The 23,224-nt window shown below is 46.2% G+C and carries 21 protein-coding genes; 7 read left to right on the top strand and 14 right to left on the bottom strand.

Features of this window, described 5'->3' with window-relative positions; genetic code table 11:
* Window positions 1-191 precede the first annotated feature (191 nt).
* Together GCU85_RS10375 and GCU85_RS01430 are read left to right on the top strand one after the other, a co-directional pair.
* Window positions 192-908: an autotransporter outer membrane beta-barrel domain-containing protein gene (locus tag GCU85_RS10375; protein WP_407944959.1), complete on the top strand. Its 717-nt coding sequence runs from the start codon at window positions 192-194 to the stop codon at window positions 906-908.
* Between the two features lie 152 nt (window positions 909-1,060).
* Window positions 1,061-2,752, top strand: a complete 1,692-nt coding sequence (locus GCU85_RS01430; RefSeq protein WP_152808590.1) for an autotransporter outer membrane beta-barrel domain-containing protein — start codon at window positions 1,061-1,063, stop codon at window positions 2,750-2,752.
* Here GCU85_RS01430 and GCU85_RS01425 read toward each other — a convergent pair.
* From GCU85_RS01425 to serS, 4 genes are all read right to left on the bottom strand, one after another.
* Entirely contained in the window at window positions 2,742-3,182 is a 441-nt protein-coding gene (locus tag GCU85_RS01425) for a YcgN family cysteine cluster protein (protein ID WP_152808589.1), read from the bottom strand. The two genes, GCU85_RS01430 and GCU85_RS01425, sit on opposite strands and share 11 nt — an antisense overlap.
* Window positions 3,183-3,288: 106 nt before the next feature.
* Window positions 3,289-4,164, bottom strand: coding sequence for a substrate-binding domain-containing protein (locus tag GCU85_RS01420; protein ID WP_218110463.1), 876 nt, complete (start codon window positions 4,162-4,164; stop codon window positions 3,289-3,291).
* A gap of 178 nt (window positions 4,165-4,342) precedes the next feature.
* Complete coding sequence (locus GCU85_RS01415; protein WP_152808588.1) at window positions 4,343-4,690, bottom strand: HIRAN domain-containing protein; 348 nt, start codon at window positions 4,688-4,690, stop codon at window positions 4,343-4,345.
* Window positions 4,687-5,976: a serine--tRNA ligase gene (gene serS / locus GCU85_RS01410; protein ID WP_152808587.1), complete on the bottom strand. Its 1,290-nt coding sequence runs from the start codon at window positions 5,974-5,976 to the stop codon at window positions 4,687-4,689. The genes GCU85_RS01415 and serS overlap by 4 nt, the downstream gene beginning before the upstream one ends.
* A gap of 303 nt (window positions 5,977-6,279) precedes the next feature.
* On the opposite strand from serS, the gene GCU85_RS01405 reads away from it, so the two are divergent.
* The 5 genes from GCU85_RS01405 to GCU85_RS01385 all read left to right on the top strand — a co-directional run bounded on the left by GCU85_RS01405 (window position 6,280) and on the right by GCU85_RS01385 (window position 9,806).
* Complete coding sequence (locus GCU85_RS01405; RefSeq protein ID WP_152808585.1) at window positions 6,280-6,546, top strand: hypothetical protein; 267 nt, start codon at window positions 6,280-6,282, stop codon at window positions 6,544-6,546.
* Between the two features lie 340 nt (window positions 6,547-6,886).
* Entirely contained in the window at window positions 6,887-7,174 is a 288-nt protein-coding gene (gene groES, locus GCU85_RS01400; RefSeq protein ID WP_152808583.1) for a co-chaperone GroES, read from the top strand.
* Window positions 7,175-7,258: 84 nt separating this feature from the next.
* Window positions 7,259-8,914 carry a chaperonin GroEL gene (groL, locus tag GCU85_RS01395; RefSeq protein WP_152808581.1) on the top strand — a complete coding sequence of 552 codons (1,656 nt, stop codon included), beginning with the start codon at window positions 7,259-7,261 and terminating at the stop codon, window positions 8,912-8,914.
* A 114-nt stretch (window positions 8,915-9,028) separates the two neighbouring features.
* Window positions 9,029-9,262, top strand: a complete 234-nt coding sequence (locus tag GCU85_RS01390) for a MoaD/ThiS family protein (RefSeq protein ID WP_152808579.1) — start codon at window positions 9,029-9,031, stop codon at window positions 9,260-9,262.
* 49 nt (window positions 9,263-9,311) lie between these two features.
* The gene (locus GCU85_RS01385) at window positions 9,312-9,806 is read left to right on the top strand and encodes a molybdenum cofactor biosynthesis protein MoaE (protein ID WP_152808577.1); all 495 of its coding nucleotides are present in this window, start codon (window positions 9,312-9,314) and stop codon (window positions 9,804-9,806) included.
* 17 nt (window positions 9,807-9,823) lie between these two features.
* On the opposite strand, the gene GCU85_RS01380 is transcribed toward GCU85_RS01385, so the two are convergent.
* The 10 genes from GCU85_RS01380 to GCU85_RS01335 form a co-directional block, all read right to left on the bottom strand.
* Window positions 9,824-10,297, bottom strand: coding sequence for a CYTH domain-containing protein (locus tag GCU85_RS01380; protein ID WP_152808575.1), 474 nt, complete (start codon window positions 10,295-10,297; stop codon window positions 9,824-9,826).
* Between the two features lie 135 nt (window positions 10,298-10,432).
* The gene (locus GCU85_RS01375; RefSeq protein ID WP_152808573.1) at window positions 10,433-11,938 is read right to left on the bottom strand and encodes an efflux transporter outer membrane subunit; all 1,506 of its coding nucleotides are present in this window, start codon (window positions 11,936-11,938) and stop codon (window positions 10,433-10,435) included.
* Complete coding sequence (locus GCU85_RS01370; protein ID WP_152808571.1) at window positions 11,928-15,098, bottom strand: multidrug efflux RND transporter permease subunit; 3,171 nt, start codon at window positions 15,096-15,098, stop codon at window positions 11,928-11,930. Before GCU85_RS01370 ends, GCU85_RS01375 begins: the two co-directional genes overlap by 11 nt.
* Entirely contained in the window at window positions 15,098-16,465 is a 1,368-nt protein-coding gene (locus GCU85_RS01365) for an efflux RND transporter periplasmic adaptor subunit (RefSeq protein WP_152808570.1), read from the bottom strand. The genes GCU85_RS01370 and GCU85_RS01365 overlap by 1 nt, the downstream gene beginning before the upstream one ends.
* A 73-nt stretch (window positions 16,466-16,538) precedes the next feature.
* Complete coding sequence (locus tag GCU85_RS01360) at window positions 16,539-16,868, bottom strand: FtsB family cell division protein (protein WP_152808568.1); 330 nt, start codon at window positions 16,866-16,868, stop codon at window positions 16,539-16,541.
* A 132-nt stretch (window positions 16,869-17,000) separates the two neighbouring features.
* On the bottom strand, window positions 17,001-18,293 hold the full coding sequence (gene eno, locus GCU85_RS01355) for a phosphopyruvate hydratase (RefSeq protein WP_152808566.1): 1,293 nt from the start codon (window positions 18,291-18,293) through the stop codon (window positions 17,001-17,003).
* A gap of 9 nt (window positions 18,294-18,302) precedes the next feature.
* On the bottom strand, window positions 18,303-19,142 hold the full coding sequence (gene kdsA, locus GCU85_RS01350; RefSeq protein WP_152808564.1) for a 3-deoxy-8-phosphooctulonate synthase: 840 nt from the start codon (window positions 19,140-19,142) through the stop codon (window positions 18,303-18,305).
* Entirely contained in the window at window positions 19,142-20,779 is a 1,638-nt protein-coding gene (locus tag GCU85_RS01345) for a CTP synthase (protein WP_152808562.1), read from the bottom strand. Before GCU85_RS01345 ends, kdsA begins: the two co-directional genes overlap by 1 nt.
* A 136-nt stretch (window positions 20,780-20,915) precedes the next feature.
* A complete protein-coding gene (gene tilS, locus GCU85_RS01340) occupies window positions 20,916-22,298 on the bottom strand; it encodes a tRNA lysidine(34) synthetase TilS (RefSeq protein WP_152808560.1) in 1,383 nt (460 codons plus the stop codon).
* Window positions 22,249-23,214, bottom strand: a complete 966-nt coding sequence (locus tag GCU85_RS01335) for an acetyl-CoA carboxylase carboxyltransferase subunit alpha (RefSeq protein WP_152808558.1) — start codon at window positions 23,212-23,214, stop codon at window positions 22,249-22,251. The genes tilS and GCU85_RS01335 overlap by 50 nt, the downstream gene beginning before the upstream one ends.
* Between the last annotated feature and the right edge of the window lie 10 nt (window positions 23,215-23,224).

Genomic DNA, 23,224 nt, shown 5'->3' with positions numbered 1-23,224 from the left:
ATTTGCTCAAACAATCGGCGGGTATTAGCGTTTCCAGTCCTATTGGCACAACCCCGATTACAACCATCACCAACTCAGGGACGGTAGATGCACAGACCGCATTTAGTGTCCTTGGCTCAGCCGCCGTAGAGCAATTTACCAATAGCGGTACGCTAATAGGACCAGTTAATCTAGCCGATGGCAGCGACGAGATGACCGTGTTGGCGGGTTCGGTGATTAATGATTTACTTGACGGTGGCGATGATGTGGGCTCAGCCGACGGCATGGTGGATACGCTTAATTTTGATGGATTAACGATTACTGCCCCTGATATGATGAATTGGGAATTAACCAATGTCATTAATGGTGCTAACGTGACTTTTGCCGATGATTTCACTACGGAGACACTCACCACGGATAGCGCGAGTACGGCAGTGCTCGCCGATGCCTTAACCATCACGGGTGATGTGCTCAATGACGGGACAATAAATATGCAAAGCGGTACGGCAACCGGCACAGCAACCATTGACGGTAACTTGACGGGCAGTGGCACACTGGCAATCAGCATTGATGTAGGCGCAGACATCGCCGATGTATTGACCGTGACAGGTGACAGCACAGGCGCTAGCGTTGCGATTACCCCCAATCCCATTAGCGCCGTCCCTGCAACGGGTAATGATGTACTCGTTGCGACCGTCAACGGCACACCCGCCGCAGGCGATTTTACCCTGCCTAATGGCACTACCATGCAAACCATTAACGGCGTGACGTATGAATTAGTCTTGGTGGGCGACAACTGGTTTTTACGCGCCAACGGTACACCAATGATTGCTAAAATCCCGAGTGTTTCTGTGTTAGGGTTGTTATTGCTGATGTTTTTCATCTCTAGGGCAGGGCTTTTAGCCACAAGACAAGAACGAAAACGCTAACAATGATTAGGCCTTTCACAATAACATTCCAACACGATAAACCATTGCAACGAGGTGTTTTGGAGCAGATCAAAGTAGTAAGCGTTTTTGGTGTGTTTCTTTTGTCATTGCTAGGAACGAATGCGTACGCTTGTGATTTCTTAGGTGGCGCGATGAATTGCGATAACTCAGTGTATGACTTTAGCTCACAGATTACGATCGCAAGTAATACCGTCAACCTCATTGAAAATGGCAGTGTTGTTACTCGAACAGCAGGTAGTGGTGTTGGTATCCGATTTGATACGAGGCAAAACGTTGTGTTTACAATGACTGACGCCAAATATAGATACAACGCGGGTACTGATGATGCCATTAATGCGAACGATACCAGAGGGACTCGATTCTCAATGATACGAAGTGAGCTCGATGTGAACGTTGTTCGCAATGGCCTTGAGTTAAATAATAGTAATGACGCTCAAATCGCTCTCGAGAATGCCATTGTGAATGTGATTGCAGGGGCAGGTGGCGGTGATGCCTTGGCTTTTTGGGCACCGCTCGGCTCGCGTGGCTTTCAAAATTTTATGACAATCGACAACGGCAGTGATGTTGTTGGTAATCGATTTGGTGCCTTAATTTCAATCCGTGAAGGGGACGTGCTTGTCGATGGGCAAAGCTCCGTTTTGGGGCGTTCGGGGGGTATCGTACTGAACGTGGCAGGTGTAGATAAAATTGATGTGCTCGGCAAGTCCACGGTGTCAGGAGTAGATACGGTTGGAATTGGCGCGGTTGGTGTAAATCAATCGGCACGTCCACTGATAATCAACGTTAATGATTCAACTATTATTGGCGGAAATACCAGTGTATTTGGCATTGCGGGTGGCTCCATTTCACTGGATGGTTCTATATCGCAAAATGCGCAGATAGCTGTATCGAATGGCTCACTGCTAGATGGTAGGGTTACTTTAACTAGAAATGCAGATAGCATGTCAGTAGAGAATGCTAGTGTGCGCGGTGATATCAATCTCGGTGCAGGTGATGATGAATTAACTATATCGGTTTCAGAAATTGTTGGTGATGTGTTTGCTGGTGCAGGCTCGGATGAAGTCAACGTTTTAGCTGGCGCTGATTTGACTAGTGTTGCTTTACTGGATGGCGGTGATGATGTGAGCTCAGCCGACGGCATGATTGATACGCTTAATTTTGATGGATTAAGAATTACTGCCCCTGAAATGGTCAATTGGGAATTAACCAATGTCATTAATGGTGCTAATGTGACTTTTGCCATGGATCTTACTACGGAGACACTCACCACGGATAGCACGAGTACGGCGGTGTTAGCCGATGCCTTAACCATCACAGGTGATGTGGTCAATGACGGCACGATAAATATGCAAAGCGGTACGGCAACCGGCACGGCAACGATTGACGGTAGCTTAACAGGCAGTGGCACACTGGCAATCAGCATTGATGTAGGCACAGACATCGCCGATGTATTGACCGTGACAGGTGGCAGCACAGGCGCTAGCATTGCGATTCGCCCCAATCCCATCAGCGCCGTCCCTGCAACGGGGAATGATGTCCTCGTTGCGACCGTCAACGGCACAACCGCCGCAGGCGATTTTACCCTGCCTAATGGCACCACCATGCAAACCATTAACGGCGTGACGTATGAATTAGTCTTGGTGGGCAACAACTGGTTTTTACGCGCCAATGGCACGCCAATGATTGCCAAAATCCCGAGTACGTCTGTTTGGGGGTTGTTAGCCGTTATGCTCGTGATGATGTTCGCGGCGATGGCAACAATGGTTATGGCAACAACGACTGCGGCTGCGCGAAGACAGGCTCGTCAATGCACTAGGGTTTAAAGTGTAAAACATGCTCCACCAAATCCTGACCACTGTCGAGTACTGCAAAGTCACGAATGGATTCGTTGGCTTGATGGACGGTTTGGCGGTCACCTGATATCAGATAGTGCCAGTCATACAAGGGCTCACCATAATAACGCAACCGATAAGCACACGTGTCAGGCAACCACGGCATATTGGGGATGTCGTCATAATTAAACGCAATACAATCAGGCACGTTGATGTGCCGATTGGCATAATCGCTACAACGACATTGCTGCAAATCTAATAAATGGCAAGCCACATCAGTATAATAAACGGTCGCATCGTCTTCGTCTTCTAGCTTGTGCAGGCAGCATTTGCCGCAACCATCGCAAAGCGCCTCCCACTCCGCCTCGGATAACACGTTAAGCGGTGTCGTGTTCCAAAATGTTTTTGACCGTTGTTGCATTTAGATTAGCTAGCTCCACTTTTCCTCAGATCGGCACCCATTGAATGGGCGCCGATGATTTATTATTAAATAGGCATACGCAAACGCTACATTGCCAATCATTCAATTAATTACTCGCTTCGCTAGCGTTGGCGGCTTCTTCAGCGGCTTCAGCGGCGGCAGCATCTGAAGCATTAGCGGTAAACGCTTGTTCGCCTTTGATGTGATAAGCATTGATAGCACTTTGCCCCGTCTCAGAGACCAGCCAATCAGCGATTTGTTTTGCTTTATCGTCATTAACATGCGGATATTTTTCTTTTGGAATGCGTATCACGCTATATTGATTAAATAAAATGGGGTTCCCAGCAAACAACTTAACTAGGTTTTGCTTGTTAGCAAAGTTTAACCACGTTGAGCTATCAGTCAAGGTATGCGCATTTTTCCCTGCCGCAATATTTAACGTCGCGCCCATGCCAGAGCCTGTCTGCAAGTACCAATCACCTTGAGGGGCAATTGCAGCGGCATCCCAAATCATCATCTCTCTAAAGTGTGTGCCGCTGTCATCGCCACGCGAAGCAAAGGTTAATTCACCCGCTTGGCCTGCTGCCTCAATCGCCGCAAACGCGGTTTTTACATCCTGACCGACCGCTAACCCCGCTGGGTTTTCACTCGGGCCGACGATAAAAAATTCATTGTACATAAAGGGGCGTCTATCCACACCATGCCCTGCGCTGACAAATTCAATTTCTTTTTTAGGCGCGTGTACAATCAGCAAGTCGGCATCGCCATTCTCACCGAGCTTTAATGCTTGCCCTGTACCAACCGCGACGACTTTGATGGATTCGCCGATTTCTTTTTCGAGTATCGGGATTAAATAGTCGTATAATCCTGAGTTTTGTGTTGAGGTGGTTGAGGCAATCGTGACATCAGCTTTGGCGTGGGACAAAAATAATAAAAAACAAATGGTTAAAAAGGGCTTGATTGGCATAAGTTTGATTGGCATAAGTTTGATTGGCATAAGTTTGATTGGCATAGGCTTGATTAGCATGGACTTAATTGACATGATTGGCTCCGTTAGGTTTTGATTTTGGTTGGCTGGGTTTGGGCTAGCCGAATTGATTAACGCGCACTAGGTTGCGTTAATCAATGTTGCCTTCGTTTGAGGTCGTATTATGCCCGTATTATGCCCGTGCGGACAATCGAATTTTTATCCACTTTCGACCAAACCTAACCGAATTCAAATCAATAATTTTTGCCGCAATGGGAACGCCCGATTCAATTTGTTGGTTGATTTCTTTGGCGAGTGCGCGCGGGATATAGCCGATTTTATTGTTGTGCCACAGCACCACAATCGCATGGGCATCGTGTTGATTGTCTGGCTGCTGCGCTAATTGCAGCTCGTCGCCGATTTTAATCAGCTCCGCCAAATCATTGCCGCGATAGTGCTGCAACCCTGCAATAGAAACATCGGCAATCCAGTTACTGTCTTTGTCGTTTTTTTTAAACCATTGTCGCAACCAATGCATCATAGCTGAATTCGCTCCATACCGTTCATATAGGGCCTTAATGCCTCGGGGACGGTAATCGACCCGTCAGCCTCTTGGTAATTTTCAATAATGGCAACTAACGTGCGCCCGACAGCAAGCCCCGAGCCATTCAAGGTGTGAATAAACGCTGTTTTGCCTGTCTGTTTATTTTTATACCGCGCCTTCATCCGTCTCGCCTGAAAATCGAGCGTATTAGACACTGAAGAAATTTCTCGGTATTGGCCTTGACCGGGCAGCCAAACTTCTAAATCGTAGGTTTTGCTCGCAGAAAACCCAATGTCACCGCTACACAACGTGACAACGCGGTAGGGTAATTTCAGTTTTTGCAAAATCGCTTCAGCATGCTCGCGCATCGATTCTAGGGCGTCGAATGAATCTTCGGGTTTGGTGAATTGAATCAGTTCAACTTTTTCAAATTGGTGCTGGCGAATTAATCCACGAACATCGCGACCATGCGAACCCGCCTCTGAACGAAAGCACGGTGTTTGTGCAACATACTTCTGCGGCAAGTCTTGCTCATCAAAAATACTATCTCGCGCTAAATTTGTCACGGGCACTTCTGACGTTGGGATGAGATAAAAATCCTGATCGCCAGCCACTTTGCCCTCGATTTTAAATAAGTCGGCTTCGAATTTGGGTAGCTGCCCGGTCCCACGCATCGCTTCGCCACTGACCAAATACGGTACGTAAACCTCTGTATAGCCATGATACTGGGTTTGCACATCCAACATAAATTGGGCGATGGCACGATGCAATCGTGCTAATCCGCCTTTTAACACGGCAAAACGTGCCCCTGATATTTTGGCTGCAGATTCAAAATCCAGCCCAATCTTGTCTAAATCAGGGTGTGCCTTGGGCGTGAATTCAAAATGGCGTAATTCGCCCCAGCGATGGCTTTCTACGTTATCGTCTTCGCTGTCACCGTCAGGCACGCTATCATCTAATACATTAGGGATAGATAGGTAGATGGCTTGCAGTTGTTCTTGCACATCGTGCAATTGCGCTTGGTCAATTTTGAGTGCATCGCCTAGACCTGCGACTTCATCAAGCAATGGCTGAATATCACCGCCTTGCGCTTTTATGATGCCGATTTGTTGTGACGTTTCGTTACGTTTGGCTTGTAGCTGCTCTGTTTTGCTTTGTAGCTCGGCACGATGGTTTTCTAACGCACTAATGCGATTGACCTCTAAGGCAAAGCCTCGCCTTGCTAAGCTATCACTTAACGCGGATAGCGTTTCTGGATGTCTAAATAGTTTTTGATCTAGCATAATCTCATCTCAGGGTTTAGCGGTTCAAATCCGTTTATTTTGCAATAAACATTTCCCCTATTTTAACACCAATAGCACAAAAACTAACGCCTAAAGATTGTCTCACCGATAAATTGTAGCAATTTTTTAGCTTTAAACGAATCCATCAATGCGCTATAATGGCAGTATAGCAATTTGTTATCGAATTTATTTTTTATCTTCACTAACAAACAACCCAGCAAAAAACAACAAGCAAGTAACACAGCAAGCAACATAAATACGGGTAATCACCACATCATTTAACAACAGTTAATAACGGATTTCATGGAAAACATCAAATATCTCGCCTTTTACGCCCTACTCCTTGTTATTATTGTTTTGGCGGCAATGGGCTATCATTGGTTACTTATCTTTCCAGCGGCGGTTGTCCTCTCGGTTGCTTATATCATTGTCAAAGGCAACGATTGGAAACAGGTCATGGGCAAGGCAGAAATGAATTCTGCTGTTGTCTTTATCGGCGTGCTGATTAGTCAGCTTGTGCTGGCTGCCATCTGCTTTGGGTTAGGAAAACTGATTGGGTTAATTTTTTAGGATTTTTTCAATCACTCACATCGATTTAAGCCCACCATTTTTTCAACCCAATTTGTCTTAATCCTTATCCTTTCATCTAGCTTCTGTTTAGCGCGCTTATCTCATCACCATTAATCGCAAGCTGATTTATCCGCGTGCTAAGAAAATCAAAAAAAATGAATGCCGCCCCTTGAAATCCGTTTTTATGTCGCCAATTAGTTAACTACCAGCACAGTGGTTTTGTTTATATTGCGTTATATTGCACTACCTTGCGGACTCGCAATACTTTCGACGCCATTGCTGCAACAATTTTTATAGACCTATTTTTCATAACACCAACTTTACTTTAGGAGAAAATACTATGGCATTACGTCCTTTACATGATCGTGTCATCATAAAGCGTGAAGACGAAGAAACAACCACTGCAGGTGGTATTGTTTTACCAGGCTCTGCAGCCGAAAAACCATCCCGTGGCGAAGTCATTGCTGTCGGAAATGGCAAGACTTTAGACAATGGCAATACATCAGCAATGGCAGTCAAAGTCGGTGACAAAGTCCTATTTGGCAAATACGCAGGCACCGAAGTTAAATCTGATGACGATACGTTGCTCGTTATGCGCGAAGATGAAATCATGGCAATAATTGAATAACCAATCGTATAGAATTTGTGTTATCTATTTAATTACATTATCTTTTAATTAGTCAACTAATCAATTTATTTTAGGGGAATTTACATGTCAGCAAAAGAAGTAAAATTTGGCGAAGTCGCCCGCAAAGAAATTTTAGCAGGCGTTGATACGCTAGCGAACGCCGTTAAAGTCACATTAGGTCCCAAAGGTCGTCATGTGGTACTAGAAAAAGCCTTTGGCGCGCCAAGCATCACCAAAGATGGCGTCTCAGTCGCCAAAGAAATCGAGCTAGAAAATCGATTCCAAAACATGGGCGCCCAAATGGTTAAAGAAGTCTCTTCTCAAACCAACGACATCGCTGGTGACGGCACCACAACAGCCACCGTTTTAGCACAGCATATCGCGCGCGAAGGTTTAAAATCAGTCGCTGCAGGTATGAACCCAATGGATTTGAAGCGTGGCATTGACAAGGCGACCACTATCGTTGTCGAAGAGCTTAAAAAAATCTCTAAGCCCTGCTCTGACAGCAATGCAATTTCGCAAGTTGCTACGATTTCTGCAAACTCAGATGATGGTGTGGGCAAAATCATTGCCGAGGCCATGGAAAAAGTCGGCAAAGAAGGCGTCATCACCGTCGAAGAAGGACAAGGGCTTGAAAATGCACTTGATGTCGTTGAAGGAATGCAGTTCGATCGCGGTTACTTGTCGCCGTATTTCATCAACAACCAAGAAAAACAAACGGTAGAATTAGAAAATCCTTATATCTTGTTGCACGATAAGAAAATTTCAAATATTCGTGACTTATTGCCTGTGCTTGAAGGCGTGGCAAAATCGGGTCAGCCATTATTGATTATCGCTGAAGACATCGAAGGCGAAGCCTTAGCAACACTCGTTATTAACTCAATGCGCGGGATTGTCAAAGTTGCTGCCGTTAAAGCGCCCGGATTTGGTGACCGCCGCAAAGCCATGTTAGAAGACATTGCGGTTTTAACGGGTGGTACGGTTATTTCTGAAGAGGTTGGACTCAGCCTTGAGAAAACAGAAATCACTGCCCTTGGCACAGCTAAGCGCGTACAAATCGACAAAGACAACACCACCATCATCGATGGCAACGGCGACAAAACCAACATTGATTCTCGTGTTACACAGATTCGTTCACAAATCGAAGCAGCCACTTCGGACTACGACAAAGAAAAAATGCAAGAACGCGTTGCCAAACTCTCTGGCGGCGTTGGTGTCATCAAAGTCGGTGCAGCGACCGAAATGGAAATGAAAGAGAAAAAAGATCGCGTTGAAGATGCGCTACACGCAACCCGCGCAGCCGTTGAAGAAGGCGTTGTTGCTGGCGGTGGCGTTGCATTAATTCGCGCTCAAAATGCTTTAAACGACATCAAAGGCGACAACGAAGATCAAACGGCGGGGATTAACATTTTACGTCGTGCTATCGAGGGTCCTCTTCGAATCATTGCCGCAAACGCCGGCGCAGAAGCCTCTGTCGTGGTCAGCGAAGTTAGAAAAGGTAAAGATAACTTTGGTTACAATGCTGCCACCGATACCTATGGTGACATGATGGAAATGGGTATTCTTGACCCAACCAAAGTAACACGGACTGCACTACAAAATGCAGCGTCTATCTCTGGATTGATTATCACAACAGAAGCAATGGTTGCTGAATTACCAAAGAAAGACGAACCTGCAATGCCTGATATGGGAGGCATGGGCGGCATGGGCGGCATGGGTGGTATGGGCGGCATGATGTAAGCCTACCTCGCTAACGCTAACCCCCTGGCTTGCGATTCCGCGACGCTGGGGGTTTTTTTTATCCACGATTCAGCTTATAATGGTTTTATAAACCTACCGAAGGAAACATTGATAATGACTATCACAGTTAAATACCTTGCATCAATCGCGGATGAGCTAGGAAAAAATGAAGAAACCCTCCCGCCTCAGCAGCATATGACCGTCGAGTCGGTATGGGAATTTTTAAATCCTGACAAACCAATGAAGCCCAATACCCTTTGTGCTATTAATTTTAACTACGCCAGTCTAACCGATGCCGTTGATGATGGTGTAGAGTTAGCCTTTTTCCCACCAGTGACGGGTGGTTGAGGGTGGTTGAGGTTGCCTGCGTGCCCGCTAAAAATTCACCTACAAGCAAATGACTCGCCTAACAGACCAGTCTGCCCTTTGCATTACACTGTGTGACGCTACCTTTGACCCTTATGCATTAATCAAACAAACCCAGCCGATTATGCCAATCACGGGCGCTCAGTCGATATTTATTGGCTACATGCGAGACTACCGCGAGGATGGCGCCGTTACGGCGATGGAAATCCACCATTACCCAACCATGACAGAAAACGTCTTGCGCACCATGGGAGAAGCAGCCATCAACGATTTTTCGCTTAATCAACTGGTTATCGCACACCGTGTCGGGCATGTCACGCCCACCGAGGCTCTGGTCGTTATATCAGCGTGCGCTGGGCATCGCGCCAATGCGACACAAGCGACCCAACACTTGCTGGAATTACTCAAACACCAAGCCCCTTTTTGGAAAAAAGAAACCGCCCAAGGCACGACACAATGGGTAAAAGAAAATACAAAAAACGAATTACAGCAACCCATCCATCGCGTCAACTCCCTAGACAACTGACCCTAAAGATAAACCCGTTATTCCCAGTCTTTATAGGGAAAAACACAGAGCCGAGAATTACGATATTTGCTATCAAAACTCACGTCTTCACCGACCCAATCAGGCAAATCAAAGGGTTGGTCAACCGCTGATAGCTCAATCTCAGCAATAAAAAGTCCTTCATTATCCCCATGAAATTCATCCAATTCCCATAACATGCCGTGATATTCAATCAGGTGACGCGTTTTTTCGACTAAACGAGACTGGCATAGTTTTTCCTGCATTTCTTGGGCATCTGTGTAGGGTATTGGGTATTCAAACTCTAGTCGAGAGATGCCTTCACGTTTACCTTTGACGGTAATTAGTCCTGTTTTATCATCGTGATAACAGCGAATCCGGACCGTTGCATCTTCCGTTTTGATATAGCCTTGGGTAATATGCTGATCTTCTTTGATGTGGCTACGCCACGCTTGATTGACTATCAAAAATTTTCGTTCTATTTCAATGGACATAATTTATTTTCACGCCATGACATTAAGCAGTCATTACGCTAAGCACCTCTTATTCCAGTATATTGATTATTAAATGTAAAGTTGATTATCATGCGATAAAATTTAGTCTTCGTAGGTTGATTCGTTACGTGCTGCTTATTTCGCTGCTTTATTCGCTGCTTCATGCGCTTGAGCTGCGTTTTTTTGGGATGGTTTTTTCGGGGATGGGTTCTCTTGGTCTGCGCCACCTAATGCTTTGTACAGCATGATGTTGGCGCTGAGCAGATCTTTTTGTATCGCAAGTAAACTTTGTTCCGCTGCAAATAATGCTTGTTGGGCTTCTAGTACGGGTAAATAACTGGCAAGGCCAGCTTCGTATCGCGCTTTCGATAAGCGCAGCCGCTTTTTCTCAGCTGCCACCAAGTCTTGTTGCGCTTGGCGCTCATCGGCAAGGGCTTTTCTCGCGAGTAACTGCGTATAAACTTCTGCAAATGCCGTCTGTATTACTTTTTCATATTCCGCCACCGCTTTTTGATTGCGTGCTTCAGCTACCGACAAATTTGCGTCAATCTGCTGATTAAACAGTGGCAAACGCAAGCTGGGTGCAAATGACCAAGTCAACGCATCTGATTCAAACAAATTGTCTAACGAAGCACTCGCAAAACCACCGCTCCCCAGCAAATTAATCTGTGGGAAAAATGCAGCGCGTGCCGCCCCGATTCTTGCGTTGGCGGCTTTTAGTGCGAATTCAGCCTGAATAATATCAGGGCGACCCAGCAATACCTCGGTCGATAAGCCATCTGGGATATCCAAATTCAGCACCTGTGTCGCTAATGATTCGGTGGGATCTAATAGGTCGTCAATTGGCTTACCAATTAATTGGGTCAGCACTGCCGATAATGCGGCTAGGTTTCTTTGTGCGTTGGCTTTTTGGCTTTTAACACTGGATTCTGCAATTTGCGCTTGTGTGACATCGAGTTGTGAGGCAAGGCCCACAGAATTTCTCGCTTCAATTAGTTTCAGTGATTCGCGGCGATTCGCCAGTGTTTTGTCGGCCAACGCCAACGTTTCTGCGGCCATCAGCCACGCGTAATACGCATTTGCTGTCTCTGCAATCACATTAATTCGCGTCGCTCTTTGTGCCGCAATCTGTGAAAAATAGTCAGCGAGCGCCGCCTCACGCAAACTCGCCACCCGTCCCCAAAAATCAATTTCATACGAAACGAGGCCAATTTGCGCGCCATATTGTCTGGTTATTTCATCCGAACCCGTTACGTTAACACTCGGTCGGCTGACCGTGCTGTCGAGATTACTCGTAAACCGTGGGTGGTTTTCACTTTGCTGGATGCGATACAACCCTTTCATTTCGGCGACATTTGCTGCCGCAATAGCTAAATCACGGTTATTGGCTAGGGCCAGCGTAATTAATTGCTGCGCGACTTCGTCATTAAAAAACTGTTGCCAACCCACTAAAGAAAAGGCCTGTGCATCTACGCTTGATACCTCGGTTTGGCTGGTGGATTTATTGATGGGCTGTCTGGTGAATTGATCGGCCACAGGCAATTCAGGACGCTGAAATTGCGGTGTTAAATTCGTACACCCTGTCATAACGCCCGCCAACAGACCGACAAAGACAGATAAAACGTGCAAATTAGGTTTCATGGGTTTCACTAAAATTAGGTTGATTCATCAGCGCTTTATTCGGTTTAGCAGGGATTAACCAACGGATAAGATAATAAAAAACAGGAACGAATAAAATCACCAGTGTGGTCGCACTCAGCATACCGCCTAAAACGCCAGTACCGATTGCGCGACGACTGGCAGCGCCTGCGCCTTCTGAAAACACAAGCGGCATCACGCCTAGTATAAACACCATCGATGTCATAATAACGGGGCGAAAACGTTGTCGACAGGCTGTAATAATCGCATCGCGGAGATGCATCCCTTCTTTTTGCAAATCAAGACAAAATTCAACAATAACAATTGCATTTTTGGTCGCAAGCCCAATAATAGAAATTAATCCAATAGTAAAATAAACATCATTTGGATAACCGCGCCAAGTCACGGCTAAAACCGCCCCCAAAACACCCAATGGCACAACCAAAATGACCGCCACAGGAATACTCCAGCTTTCATAGAGTGCAACCAACGCCAAAAATGCTACCACCAACGAAAAAACAAAAATAACTAATGCGATATTCCCTGAGGTTTTTTCTTCGAGTGACGTGCCTGACCACTCATAACTAATGCCCTGAGGTAGTTTAGCAGCAAGCGCTTCAACTAATGCCAAAACATCTCCTGAGCTTAGCCCTGGTGCGGGGCTACCTGTCACCGCTACCGAAGACAACCCATTAAATCGATTGAGTGCAGCAGGGCCTTGTACCCATTGGTAATCGGCGATTTCTTTGAGCTTGACCAGTCCGCCAGTACGATTTCGAATTTGTAATTCCATAATGTTATTGATCGATGAGCGCGTATCGCTGTCTGCCTGAACCCAAACTTGGCGAATACGCCCTTGGTCAACAAAGTCATCAACATAGGATGCCCCCAAAGCCGCCTGCAACGTGAAGTTCAACTCACCAATATCAATCCCTAACGTTTGTGCTTTGTCTCGATCGATGTCGATTTGTATTTGTGGAATTGGCGCCAGCGCATTGACCCGTGGACCAAGCACGCGACCATCGGCACTAAGTGCCTGTAGTAGCTGCCCAACGGCAGCATCCAGCAACGCTGCATCGTTTGTGCGATTTTGCAAATTGAGCGAAAAGCCATCTGTATTGCCGAGGCCGGGTATCGGGGGCAAGTTCAGCGCAAAACCAAACCCTTGTCCAGAGAATTGCCAAATCCCTTGTGGAGTATTGGCGAAATTAATCAGTTCATCGGCACTACGCCAGCCGTTGGCAATTCGTTCATCCCATGGCTTTAAGTCAATAAAGCTGATCATCACATTTTGACCGACACCAAAAAAACTAAACCCATTGACAGTAATGGTATTTTCTACCTCAGGCAAGGCCAAAAACCAGTCATCTAATTGTTTGGAAAAGGCTTGCGTTCGTTCTAGGGTTGCACCCGCTGGCAACTGTCCTAACACCACAATAAACCCCTGGTCTTCAGCGGGCAAAAAGCTCTTGGGGAGTTTTTGATACAGTATGGTTATGCTTGCAAGTACCCCTGCAAAAACCAACAGCATAAATACCATACCGACTTTAGTCAAAATGCCCCTAACCAACCAAATATACCCGTTTGTAATTTTCTCTAATACCAAATTAAATCCATTGCCCAGCAATACGAACGGCCTTAATAAGACACCTGGCGTTGTTTTTTTGGGCTTTAATAACATTTGTGCCATCGCTGGCGCTAGCGATAATGCTAAAAAACTCGAAATCGCCACCGACATCGTAATGGTTAAGGCAAATTGCTTATAAATTTCTCCAGTCGTGCCTGGGATAAATGCGCTGGGGATAAATACCGCAAATAATACGGCGGTTGTCCCAATCACGGCGCCTGTGATTTGTTTTAGCGATTTTTTAGTGGCTTGATAAGGCGTAAGCCCTTCTTGGTCGATAATTCTAACCGTGTTTTCCACCACCAATATGGCGTCATCGACAACAATACCAATGACCAAAACCATCGCAAATAGCGTAAGTAGATTAATTGAAAAATCAAAGCTATAAATAGCAAGCACCGCACCGAGCAAAGAAATTGGCACCACAATTAGTGGGATAATTGTTGAGCGCCAGCTTTGTAAAAAAACAAAAATAACCAGCGTAACCAACAGAATAGCATCGATTAGCGTCAGTTTGACTTCATTAACCGCAATGTCAACAAACAACGAGGTATCGTAGGGGACAATCCACGCCATGTCGTCTGGGAAAAATGCGGATAGTTCCGCCATTTTGGCTTTGGCTGCTTCTGCCGTTGCTAAGGCATTGCCTGAATTACTTAGCCTGACGGCAAAAGCCGATGCGGGTTGACCATTTAAAATCAATTTGGTTGCATAGCTTTCTGCCCCCAGCTCAACTCGACCAATGTCTCGGATTCTTACGGTTGCGCCGCTATCGCTTGATAGCACAACAACCTCACCAAAGGCCTCTACGTTAGCAATCTGTGACGGCACTAAAATAGTTGCGTTAATTTGTTGTCCAGGTGGCGCTGGCAATGCGCCTAATTCGCCCGTCGCTAATTGCGCATTTTGCGCACGTATGGCGCTGATAATATCATTGGGCGTCACGCCAAAGGCATACATTTTTTGTGGATCAATCCAAATACGCATGGCATAAGTTGAGCCGAAAAGCTGTGCTGACCCAACACCAGATAACCGCTGAATATCTTGCAAGATATACTCGTCAATATAATCACCCAAATCATACTGGTTGTAAGTGCCGTTGGGGGAATATAAGGCAATCACCATCAAAAAATCTCGACGCTGACTTCCAATCTGAAGCCCTTGGTTTATGACAGGGGTGGGTAGTTTTGCTTCGACACGCTTGAGGCGATTTTGGATGGCCAATGTCGCCAAATCAATATCGGTACCTGTTTCAAAGGTTAAATTGATGGTTGCTGTACCTGCTCTGCTCGAGGTGGACTCTACGTATTTTAATCCTTTAATGCCGGTCATTTCTGACTCAATCACGGTGGTCACCGTGTCTTCAATCGTTTTTGCGGCAGCGCCTGGATAAACCGCCTGGATAGTTACATTGGGCGGTGCAATATTGGGATAAGCAGAAACTGCCGTATTTGTTAGCGCAATATAACCCGCGATTAAAATCAATAAAGCAATCACCCAAGCAAAGCGAGGTCTATCAATAAAAAACTGTGCCATTAGTTTGACTCGTCCGTATTTGCTGGTTCAAGCGAGTTTTCGCCTTGGCTTGGAGGCTGGTTTGTGGGCTCGCTTGGCGGCGCTGCTGATGCCTGCATTTGAGCAAACTCCTCAGCCGTCAAACCCATAACAGGCATTTGTGACCGCAACGCGCCTGTGACATCTTGTATAGCAATGCGCGCACCCGTTGCTAATCCTGATTCAATAATAAATGATGCTTCATCCATCTCACCCAACACCACAGGCGTTTGTTTTAATTTCTGATTTTCAACCTGATAGACGAAAGGGCCATTCGGACCTATCGCAACGGCCGACTGTGGCAATTTAATCACCTTCTCATCCAGTGTTTGACTGATTTGTACTCGCACAAACATATTGGGTAGCAAAACTTTATCTGGGTTTTCAAATACTGCACGCAGTCTAACCGAGCCTGTCGCTTCATCGACACGTTGACTGGCAAATTGTAATTCCCCGTTCTCGGCGATTATTTCCCCACTGGCATCAACTATATTGACCGTAATATTATCACGCTGGAATTGGCTTTGTAGGTGACTCGGGTCGCCCTTGGATTGGGTAAAATCCACATTGACTTTATCAATCTGTTCAATCGTTGCAAGCTGCGTTGTATTGGCATTAACCAATGCCCCCTCTGTAACTAATGCTTGATCAATACGCCCAGCAATCGGTGCGACAACGGTCGCATAGCCTAGGTTAATTTTTGCCAAATCTCGGTTGGCGCTGGCTTGGGCTAAGGCGGCTTTGGCTTGCTTATTTTGTGCGCTAAATTGATCAAATTCTTGGCGGCTGACTGCACCCATTTTTAGTAGCTCTTGGTAACGCTTAATCGTTTGCTGGCTTAGCTCGTAGCTGGCTTTGGCTTGTGCCACATCTGCCTCGCGAGCGCGCAAAATAGCGGATAAACTCTCGTCTTCTATGGTAAATAGCGTATCGCCCGCAGCGACTGCTGAACCTTCGATAAAATCCCGCGTTTTGACGATCCCTGTGATCTGTGCGCGGACTTCAGCCCGTCGATAGGCAGAAACACGCCCTGGAAATGTCGCTCTGGTGTGCGCAGCCGCTGGAGCAATCTCCACGACCATCACCGGTATAGCCTGAGGTTGATTGTGGGTTTCTGGTGGCTGGTTAGCCTCGGATGATTGCGAATTTTCTTGCACGGCTTCTTGCACGGTTTCCTGTGCATTTTCCTTTGTGGTTTCCTTTGTCGCTTCTTTTGTCGTTTTTGGGGATGGCTTGTCAGACGCGTTATTTTCTATCTGTTCAGTCGCCATCCCTATACCGCCACTCACAAAAACAAACAGACACAGGATAATGAGATTTTGTTTTATTGCCTTGAACTGGATTGTCATTTTATTTTGATATTTATTTAGTTAACTGATAAGAAGAAAGCAGTATAAACGATACGGCAATTCTTGGTATAGATTATTTTTGCGGCGGTTCGTCGCTGTCTGGCTGCTTAAAATGAAAAAAGGTTTCATCTTCACCAACCATACCAAACCCAGTTCTGGCTTCTTCCTCTATCATTTCATAGCTGCCTAGCTTTAGACTGTCTATTTTTTGCTTTAGGCGGTCATTAATATCGGCAATTTTTTCATTCTCTTGCTGTTGCAATGACAGCTGTTGTTGCAAATCTCGTATTTCTTGCTCGTACACTTGGTCTTGTTTCCATACATGGTAATTTGCCACCACAAGCACGCCTAAGGATAAGACGAATAAACTAAACCCTATTGACGTTTTTAGTAAGCGCTTCATTTTTTCTCCTATGCAAACAAAAGTGATGACAACCTATTGACGAAATACTGCAACTATAACCATTCACGTAGCCAAGCCCATAGCCAAGCCCATCGCTAGACACAGCGCTAGACAGAGCGCCAACTAAACGCGCTAACCAGGTATCTTGCCAAGTAACGCAGCACGACCTGGATAAACGGCATCAGCACCTAGCGCTTCTTCGATTAATAACAGCCTGTTATATTTAGCCACCCGGTCAGATCGTGACAATGAGCCTGTTTTTATTTGGGTTGCTGACGTCCCCACCGCAATATCCGCGATGGTTGCGTCCTCTGTTTCTCCTGAACGATGGGAAATAACCGCTGCATAATGATTATCGTTCGCCATGCGTATCGCTGTCAGCGTTTCGCTCAACGTGCCAATTTGGTTGGGTTTAATTAATATCGCATTGGCAATGTGTTGCTCAATGCCCTGACGGAAAATAGCTGGATTCGTCACATACAAATCATCTCCAACCAATTGAACTTTATCACCTAACGCCTCAGTCAATTGCTGCCAACCGACCCAGTCGCCTTCTGCCATACCGTCTTCTATCGACACAATCGGAAAATCCGCAACCAATTGCGCTAAATAGTCGACCATTCCCTTGGCATCAAGCGATTTTCCTTCGCCTGTTAATTCGTACTGACCATCGCGATAAAACTCAGAACTCGCCACGTCTAACGCTAAGTAAACGTCTTTCCCCGCTTCATAGCCTGCTTGGCTGATCGCCTGCATGATTGCCGCTAAAGCGGCACTCGCAGACGGTAAATTTGGCGCAAAACCACCTTCGTCTCCAACTGTGGTTATATGCCCTGCCTTATGCAATACTTGCCGCAGCGCATGAAAAATTTCCGCACCACACCGCAACGCTTCGCTAAATGATGGAGCGCCCGTTGGCATAATCATAAATTCCTGAATATCAATCGAATTATCCGCATGCGCGCCGCCATTGATTATATTCATCATCGGTACGGGTAAGGTAAAAGGTTTCGGGCTTGCATCCAAATAAGCAAACAACATTTGCCCTTTTTCGTTAGCGCACGCATGCGCATAAGCCAAAGAAACCCCTAAAATAGCATTAGCACCGAGGTGGCCTTTATTCTCTGTGCCATCTAAAGTAATCATCTTTTCGTCGAGTTGACGCTGCTGAAAAGCAGGAAACCCAATCAGCGCATCACGCAGTATCGTATTCACATTGGCGACGGCTTTTTTAACCCCTTTACCCGCGTAGCGATTCGTCTCGCCATCACGAAGCTCTAGCGCTTCACGCACGCCAGTAGACGCACCAGAGGGCACACTCGCACGACCCAGCGCACCACTCGATAACCGAACATCAACTTGCACGGTAGGATTGCCCCGTGAATCTAAAATTTCCCTTGCAACAAGGTGGGTGATCTGTGTCATGTTATTTCCTCACGATAAATAAATGGTTTCAGGAAGCGGTTGGCGCTTAATCGTCTCATCGATTGTTTTTAATGTACGCAACAGGGCGTGCATTTGGTCTAGTGGCCACGCATTGGGGCCGTCACATAGCGCTTTATCAGGGTTGGGGTGTGTTTCCATAAATAAGCCTGCAACACCCGCCGCAACCGCTGCCCGTGTCAACACAGGCACAAATTCGCGTTGGCCGCCAGAGGCTTTGCCTTGTCCGCCAGGCAGCTGAACAGAATGCGTGCCATCAAAGACAACCGGACAATTCGTTTGCCGCATAATCGCCAAACTCCGCATATCTGACACTAAATTGTTATAACCAAAACTCGTTCCTCGTTCGCAAACCATGATTTGCTTATTACCCGTTGCCTGTGCTTTTTCCGTGATATTTTGCATTTCCCACGGCGATAAAAACTGACCTTTTTTAATATTGACGGGCTTTCCGAAACTCGCGACTCGCTGGATAAAATTGGTCTGACGGCACAAAAAAGCCGGCGTTTGCAAGACATCTACCACGCTGGCAACCTCAGCGAGCGGTGTGTCGTCATGGACATCGGTGAGCACTGGTACGTTAAACGTTGATTTGACTGCTTCTAAAATCTGTAACCCTTTTTCAAGGCCCGGCCCACGATAGCTCTGTACAGAAGAACGATTCGCCTTATCAAATGACGATTTATAAATAAACGGAATGCCCAGTTCCGTTGTTATTTGTTGCAAGTAGTCTGCCGTCTCAAAAGCAAGCGCCTTTGATTCGAGAACACATGGACCCGCAATGAGAAAAAATGGCTGATCAATGCCTGCCTTAAAGTGACATAGTTGCATCAACCCTCCCCTTTTTCGGTCGTTTTATAGTCGATAGCCGCGCTGACAAAAGATTTAAACAACGGATGGCCATCGCGAGGGGTCGATGTAAATTCAGGGTGTGATTGACAAGCAATGAACCAAGGGTGTGTTGGCAATTCGATCGCTTCAACAAGACCGCTGTCAGCAGAACGCGCAGCAATCACCAAACCAGCGTCTTCTAAGGCTGCCTCGTATTGGCTGTTGACTTCGAAACGGTGTCGATGACGCTCAACCATTTCATCACCATAAATTTTATGTAGCTTGGTGCCTTTTTTAACCTCGCTTCTTAATGAACCAAGTCGCATGGTTCCACCTAAGTCAGCCTCATGGTTACGGTGCTCAATTTGTCCCTTTTCATTCACCCATTCTGTGACTAGGGCAACAATCGGGTTGGTTGTTTCACGGTTCCATTCCGTCGAATCGGCATCAGCGATACCCATGATATGTCTTGCATATTCGATAGTTGCCACTTGCAGCCCCAAGCAAATTCCTAAAAAAGGAATTTGCTTTTCACGCGCATAACGGACAGCGTTAACTTTACCCAGCACCCCTCTTTCACCAAAACCACCAGGCACAACAATCGCATCCATTGATGCCAACGCAGACACATCACCATTGCGAAAATCACTGGACTCAAAATAGTGCAAATTGACCTGATACTGATTGTGTATGCCGCCATGAAATAACGCTTCATTGAGGGATTTATAGGCGTCAGTTAATTCGACGTATTTACCGACCATTGCAATATCTACCACGCCTTTAGGGTGTCGAATTGCGGCCATAACACGCTGCCAATCGCTTAAATCGGATGGTGGGGCCTCAAGATGGAGTTTTTTTATCACAATATCATCCAAGCCCTGTTTTTGCAGGTATTCGGGCACAGCATAGATTGAGTCTGCATCTAAACACTCAAACACCGCATTCGATGCCACATTCGTAAACAACGCAATTTTGCGGGTTTCTTCTTCTGGAATAGGGCGATCAGAGCGGCAGACCAAAATGTCAGGCTGAATCCCAATCGAACGCAGCTCTTTGACGCTATGCTGCGTGGGTTTGGTTTTTAATTCTCCCGACGATTTGACATAGGGCAATAGCGTCAAATGCATAAATAGTGTGTTTTCGCGGCCAAGCTCAACCCCCATCTGACGGATGGCTTCTAAAAACGGTAATGACTCGATATCGCCAACCGTACCACCTACTTCCACCAAAGCAATATCCACGCCTTGTGCACCTTGCTTAATGCGAGATTTAATGGCATCGGTAATATGCGGAATAACTTGTACGGTCGCACCGAGGTAATCACCCCGCCGCTCTTTTTGAATCACATCCTGATAAATTCGCCCTGAGGTGCAATTATTATTTTGCGTGGATTGAAAACGAATAAACCGTTCGTAATGCCCCAAGTCTAAGTCAGTCTCTGCGCCATCATGCGTCACAAAAACCTCACCGTGCTGGAATGGGCTCATCGTGCCAGGATCCACATTGATATAGGGATCTAATTTAATCATCGTAACACGTAATTTACGAGATTCTAAAATCGCACCCAACGAGGCGGCTGCGATGCCTTTCCCCAATGAAGAAACGACACCGCCGGTAATAAAAATATATTTAGTCATTTGGTGGCCAATAGATTGAACAAGGATAGCCCCTAGGACAAGCGAGAGACAAGCGAGGGGTAAGCGAAGGCCAAACAAGAACCAGCCTAAACCCCCTACCTCCTAAACACCCTACCTAAGCGCCCTAAGTCAGGGGTTACAGTTTAACAAATTTTTCATCAACTTGCCAACTTGGCAATACCGCATCTTTAGACTGAGAGAAAAAGTCATCATGCACACCAAGACTCGGTATAGCCACTAATGTTTTATTGTCATAAAGCCCAGGTATAAACGGTCTTATCCACGGTGGTATTTGTGCCTGTGCAAGTAGTTTTTTAATGGGTTGATGGTGGCGGCGGTTATGCGGACGAAACTTATCAGAAAAATGTAGCTTATCAACGCGTAGTGGTTGGTTTGGTGATAGCCCACCTTCGCCGGCCTGCCACTGTATGGCACCAACTGGTGTAAAAAACGGCATGCCAACGGTGATTTTTTGGGCAGGAAAACCCGTTGTATCAACTGGCATTGGCAGTGTCACCACCATCTCATCATTAAATCGCCTAATTAAATAGGGCCCAACGGTAAGTGTTGGATGCTTATCTTTGGCTGCACTGAAAAAATGCGTCATCAAGTAATCGGTTTGGTTTTGGCTCAGTGCGTATCCTGTTTTTTGTTTAATGGCTGCTCTAATGGCTTGTTTTCTTTTGATGCTCGACAAGCTGGCTAGATAACTGATACGTAATTGGCTAGGAGGCGCCTCACCGTCAAGCTCTTGTAACCACTGCACACTGCGACAAATCGATTCTACTGCATGCGGAAACCGAACCGTTAAATCGGGTAATACGCAATGGCGAATATAATTGCGATTAAATCGCAAATCAGCGTTGCTGGTGTCGGTAATATAGGTTAACTGGTGCTGTTTAGCATACTGCTCAATTGCTTCGTACGCTGTGTTCAGCAGGGGGCGCAGATAAATTGCCTGGGTTTGTTGCCCTTCATCGTGCTGCATTTGGGGCAAATTGCCATCAATCGTTGCCATAGAAAACGGGCGCACTAACGGCATTGCGCACAATCCATCAAGCCCTGCACCGCGCATCAACTGTAGCAAAAACGTCTCCGCTTGATCGCGCTGGTGGTGCGCACTGACAAAAATATCGCCCGCTTTAAGGTGCGTTGCGATTAATTGATAGCGTGCTTTCCTAGCAAAACTCTCAATGCTTTCCCCTGTTTTTGGACGCGATAGTACGGTTTCGGTAATAAAAGGTAACGATAATGCCGCACAGACTTGCCGACAATGAACCACCCAAGCATCCGCATCAGGATGCAATCGATGGTTGATATGGATGGCAACAATTGGCAACGAAAAACCCGCCGTTTGGCGGAGCGCTGCTATTGCATGCAACAATACATGCGAATCTCGACCGCCACTATACGCGACAACGATACGCCTGCTAGCCGTGCTAATAAACGGCTTGATGGTTTTTGCTAGATTAAGTGTCAAAAAATCCAAACTGGCGAATACGCGTATAGCGCTTTTCAAGCATGCTATCAGTATCCATGGCTGAAATGTCAGCTAACGCGCTGGTAATCGTTTTTTTGATGGCCGCTGCCGTTTCATCAATATCTCGGTGTGCGCCGCCTAGCGGTTCTGGGATAATATCATCGATTAAATCTAGCACTTGGAGTTTTTTTGCTGTAATGTGCATCGCATCGGCAGCATCCTTGGCGTGCTCAGCGCTACGCCACAAAATAGACGCACAGCCTTCGGGAGAAATGACAGAATAAATACTATTTTCTAGCATAAAAACACGGTCGCCTACGCCGATTGCCAGCGCACCACCAGACCCACCTTCACCAATAACGGTGCAAATTATCGGCACCTTTAGAGACGCCATTGTATAAAGATTGGCGGCGATCGCTTCGCTTTGTCCACGTTCCTCTGCCCCAATACCTGGATAAGCACCGGGTGTATCGATGAATGTGATAATGGGCAATGAAAACTTCTCAGCTAAATGCATGGCACGTTTCGCTTTGCGATAGCCCTCTGGCCTCGGCATACCAAAGTTGCGATAAACTTTTTCTTTGGTGCTTCTGCCTTTATGCTGCCCAATAACCATCACGGGTTGTTGCTCGAGCATCGCAATCCCACAGACAATAGCTTTATCGTCAGCAAATGTGCGATCGCCATGTATTTCATTAAATGATGTGAAGATTTTTTCAATATAATCTAGCGCATACGGTCGCAACGGGTGCCGTGCTAGCTTGGCAGTTTGCCAAGGCGTTAATTTTGAGAAAATTTCTTTGGTAAGCGCTTGAGATTTTTTTTCTAAGCGCTGCATTTCATCCTCAATGCCAATATCAATATCGCTGTTTTCAGAGAGTTTTTTTAACTCATGGATTTTTTCTTGTAATTCAACAATCGGCTGTTCAATATCAATGTATTCGTCTGTTTGCATTATTTTAAAC

This window comes from Ostreibacterium oceani (assembly GCF_009362845.1).
GTDB classification, from domain to species: domain Bacteria; phylum Pseudomonadota; class Gammaproteobacteria; order Cardiobacteriales; family Ostreibacteriaceae; genus Ostreibacterium; species Ostreibacterium oceani.
This window is presented reverse-complemented; position numbering and strand designations above follow the sequence as displayed.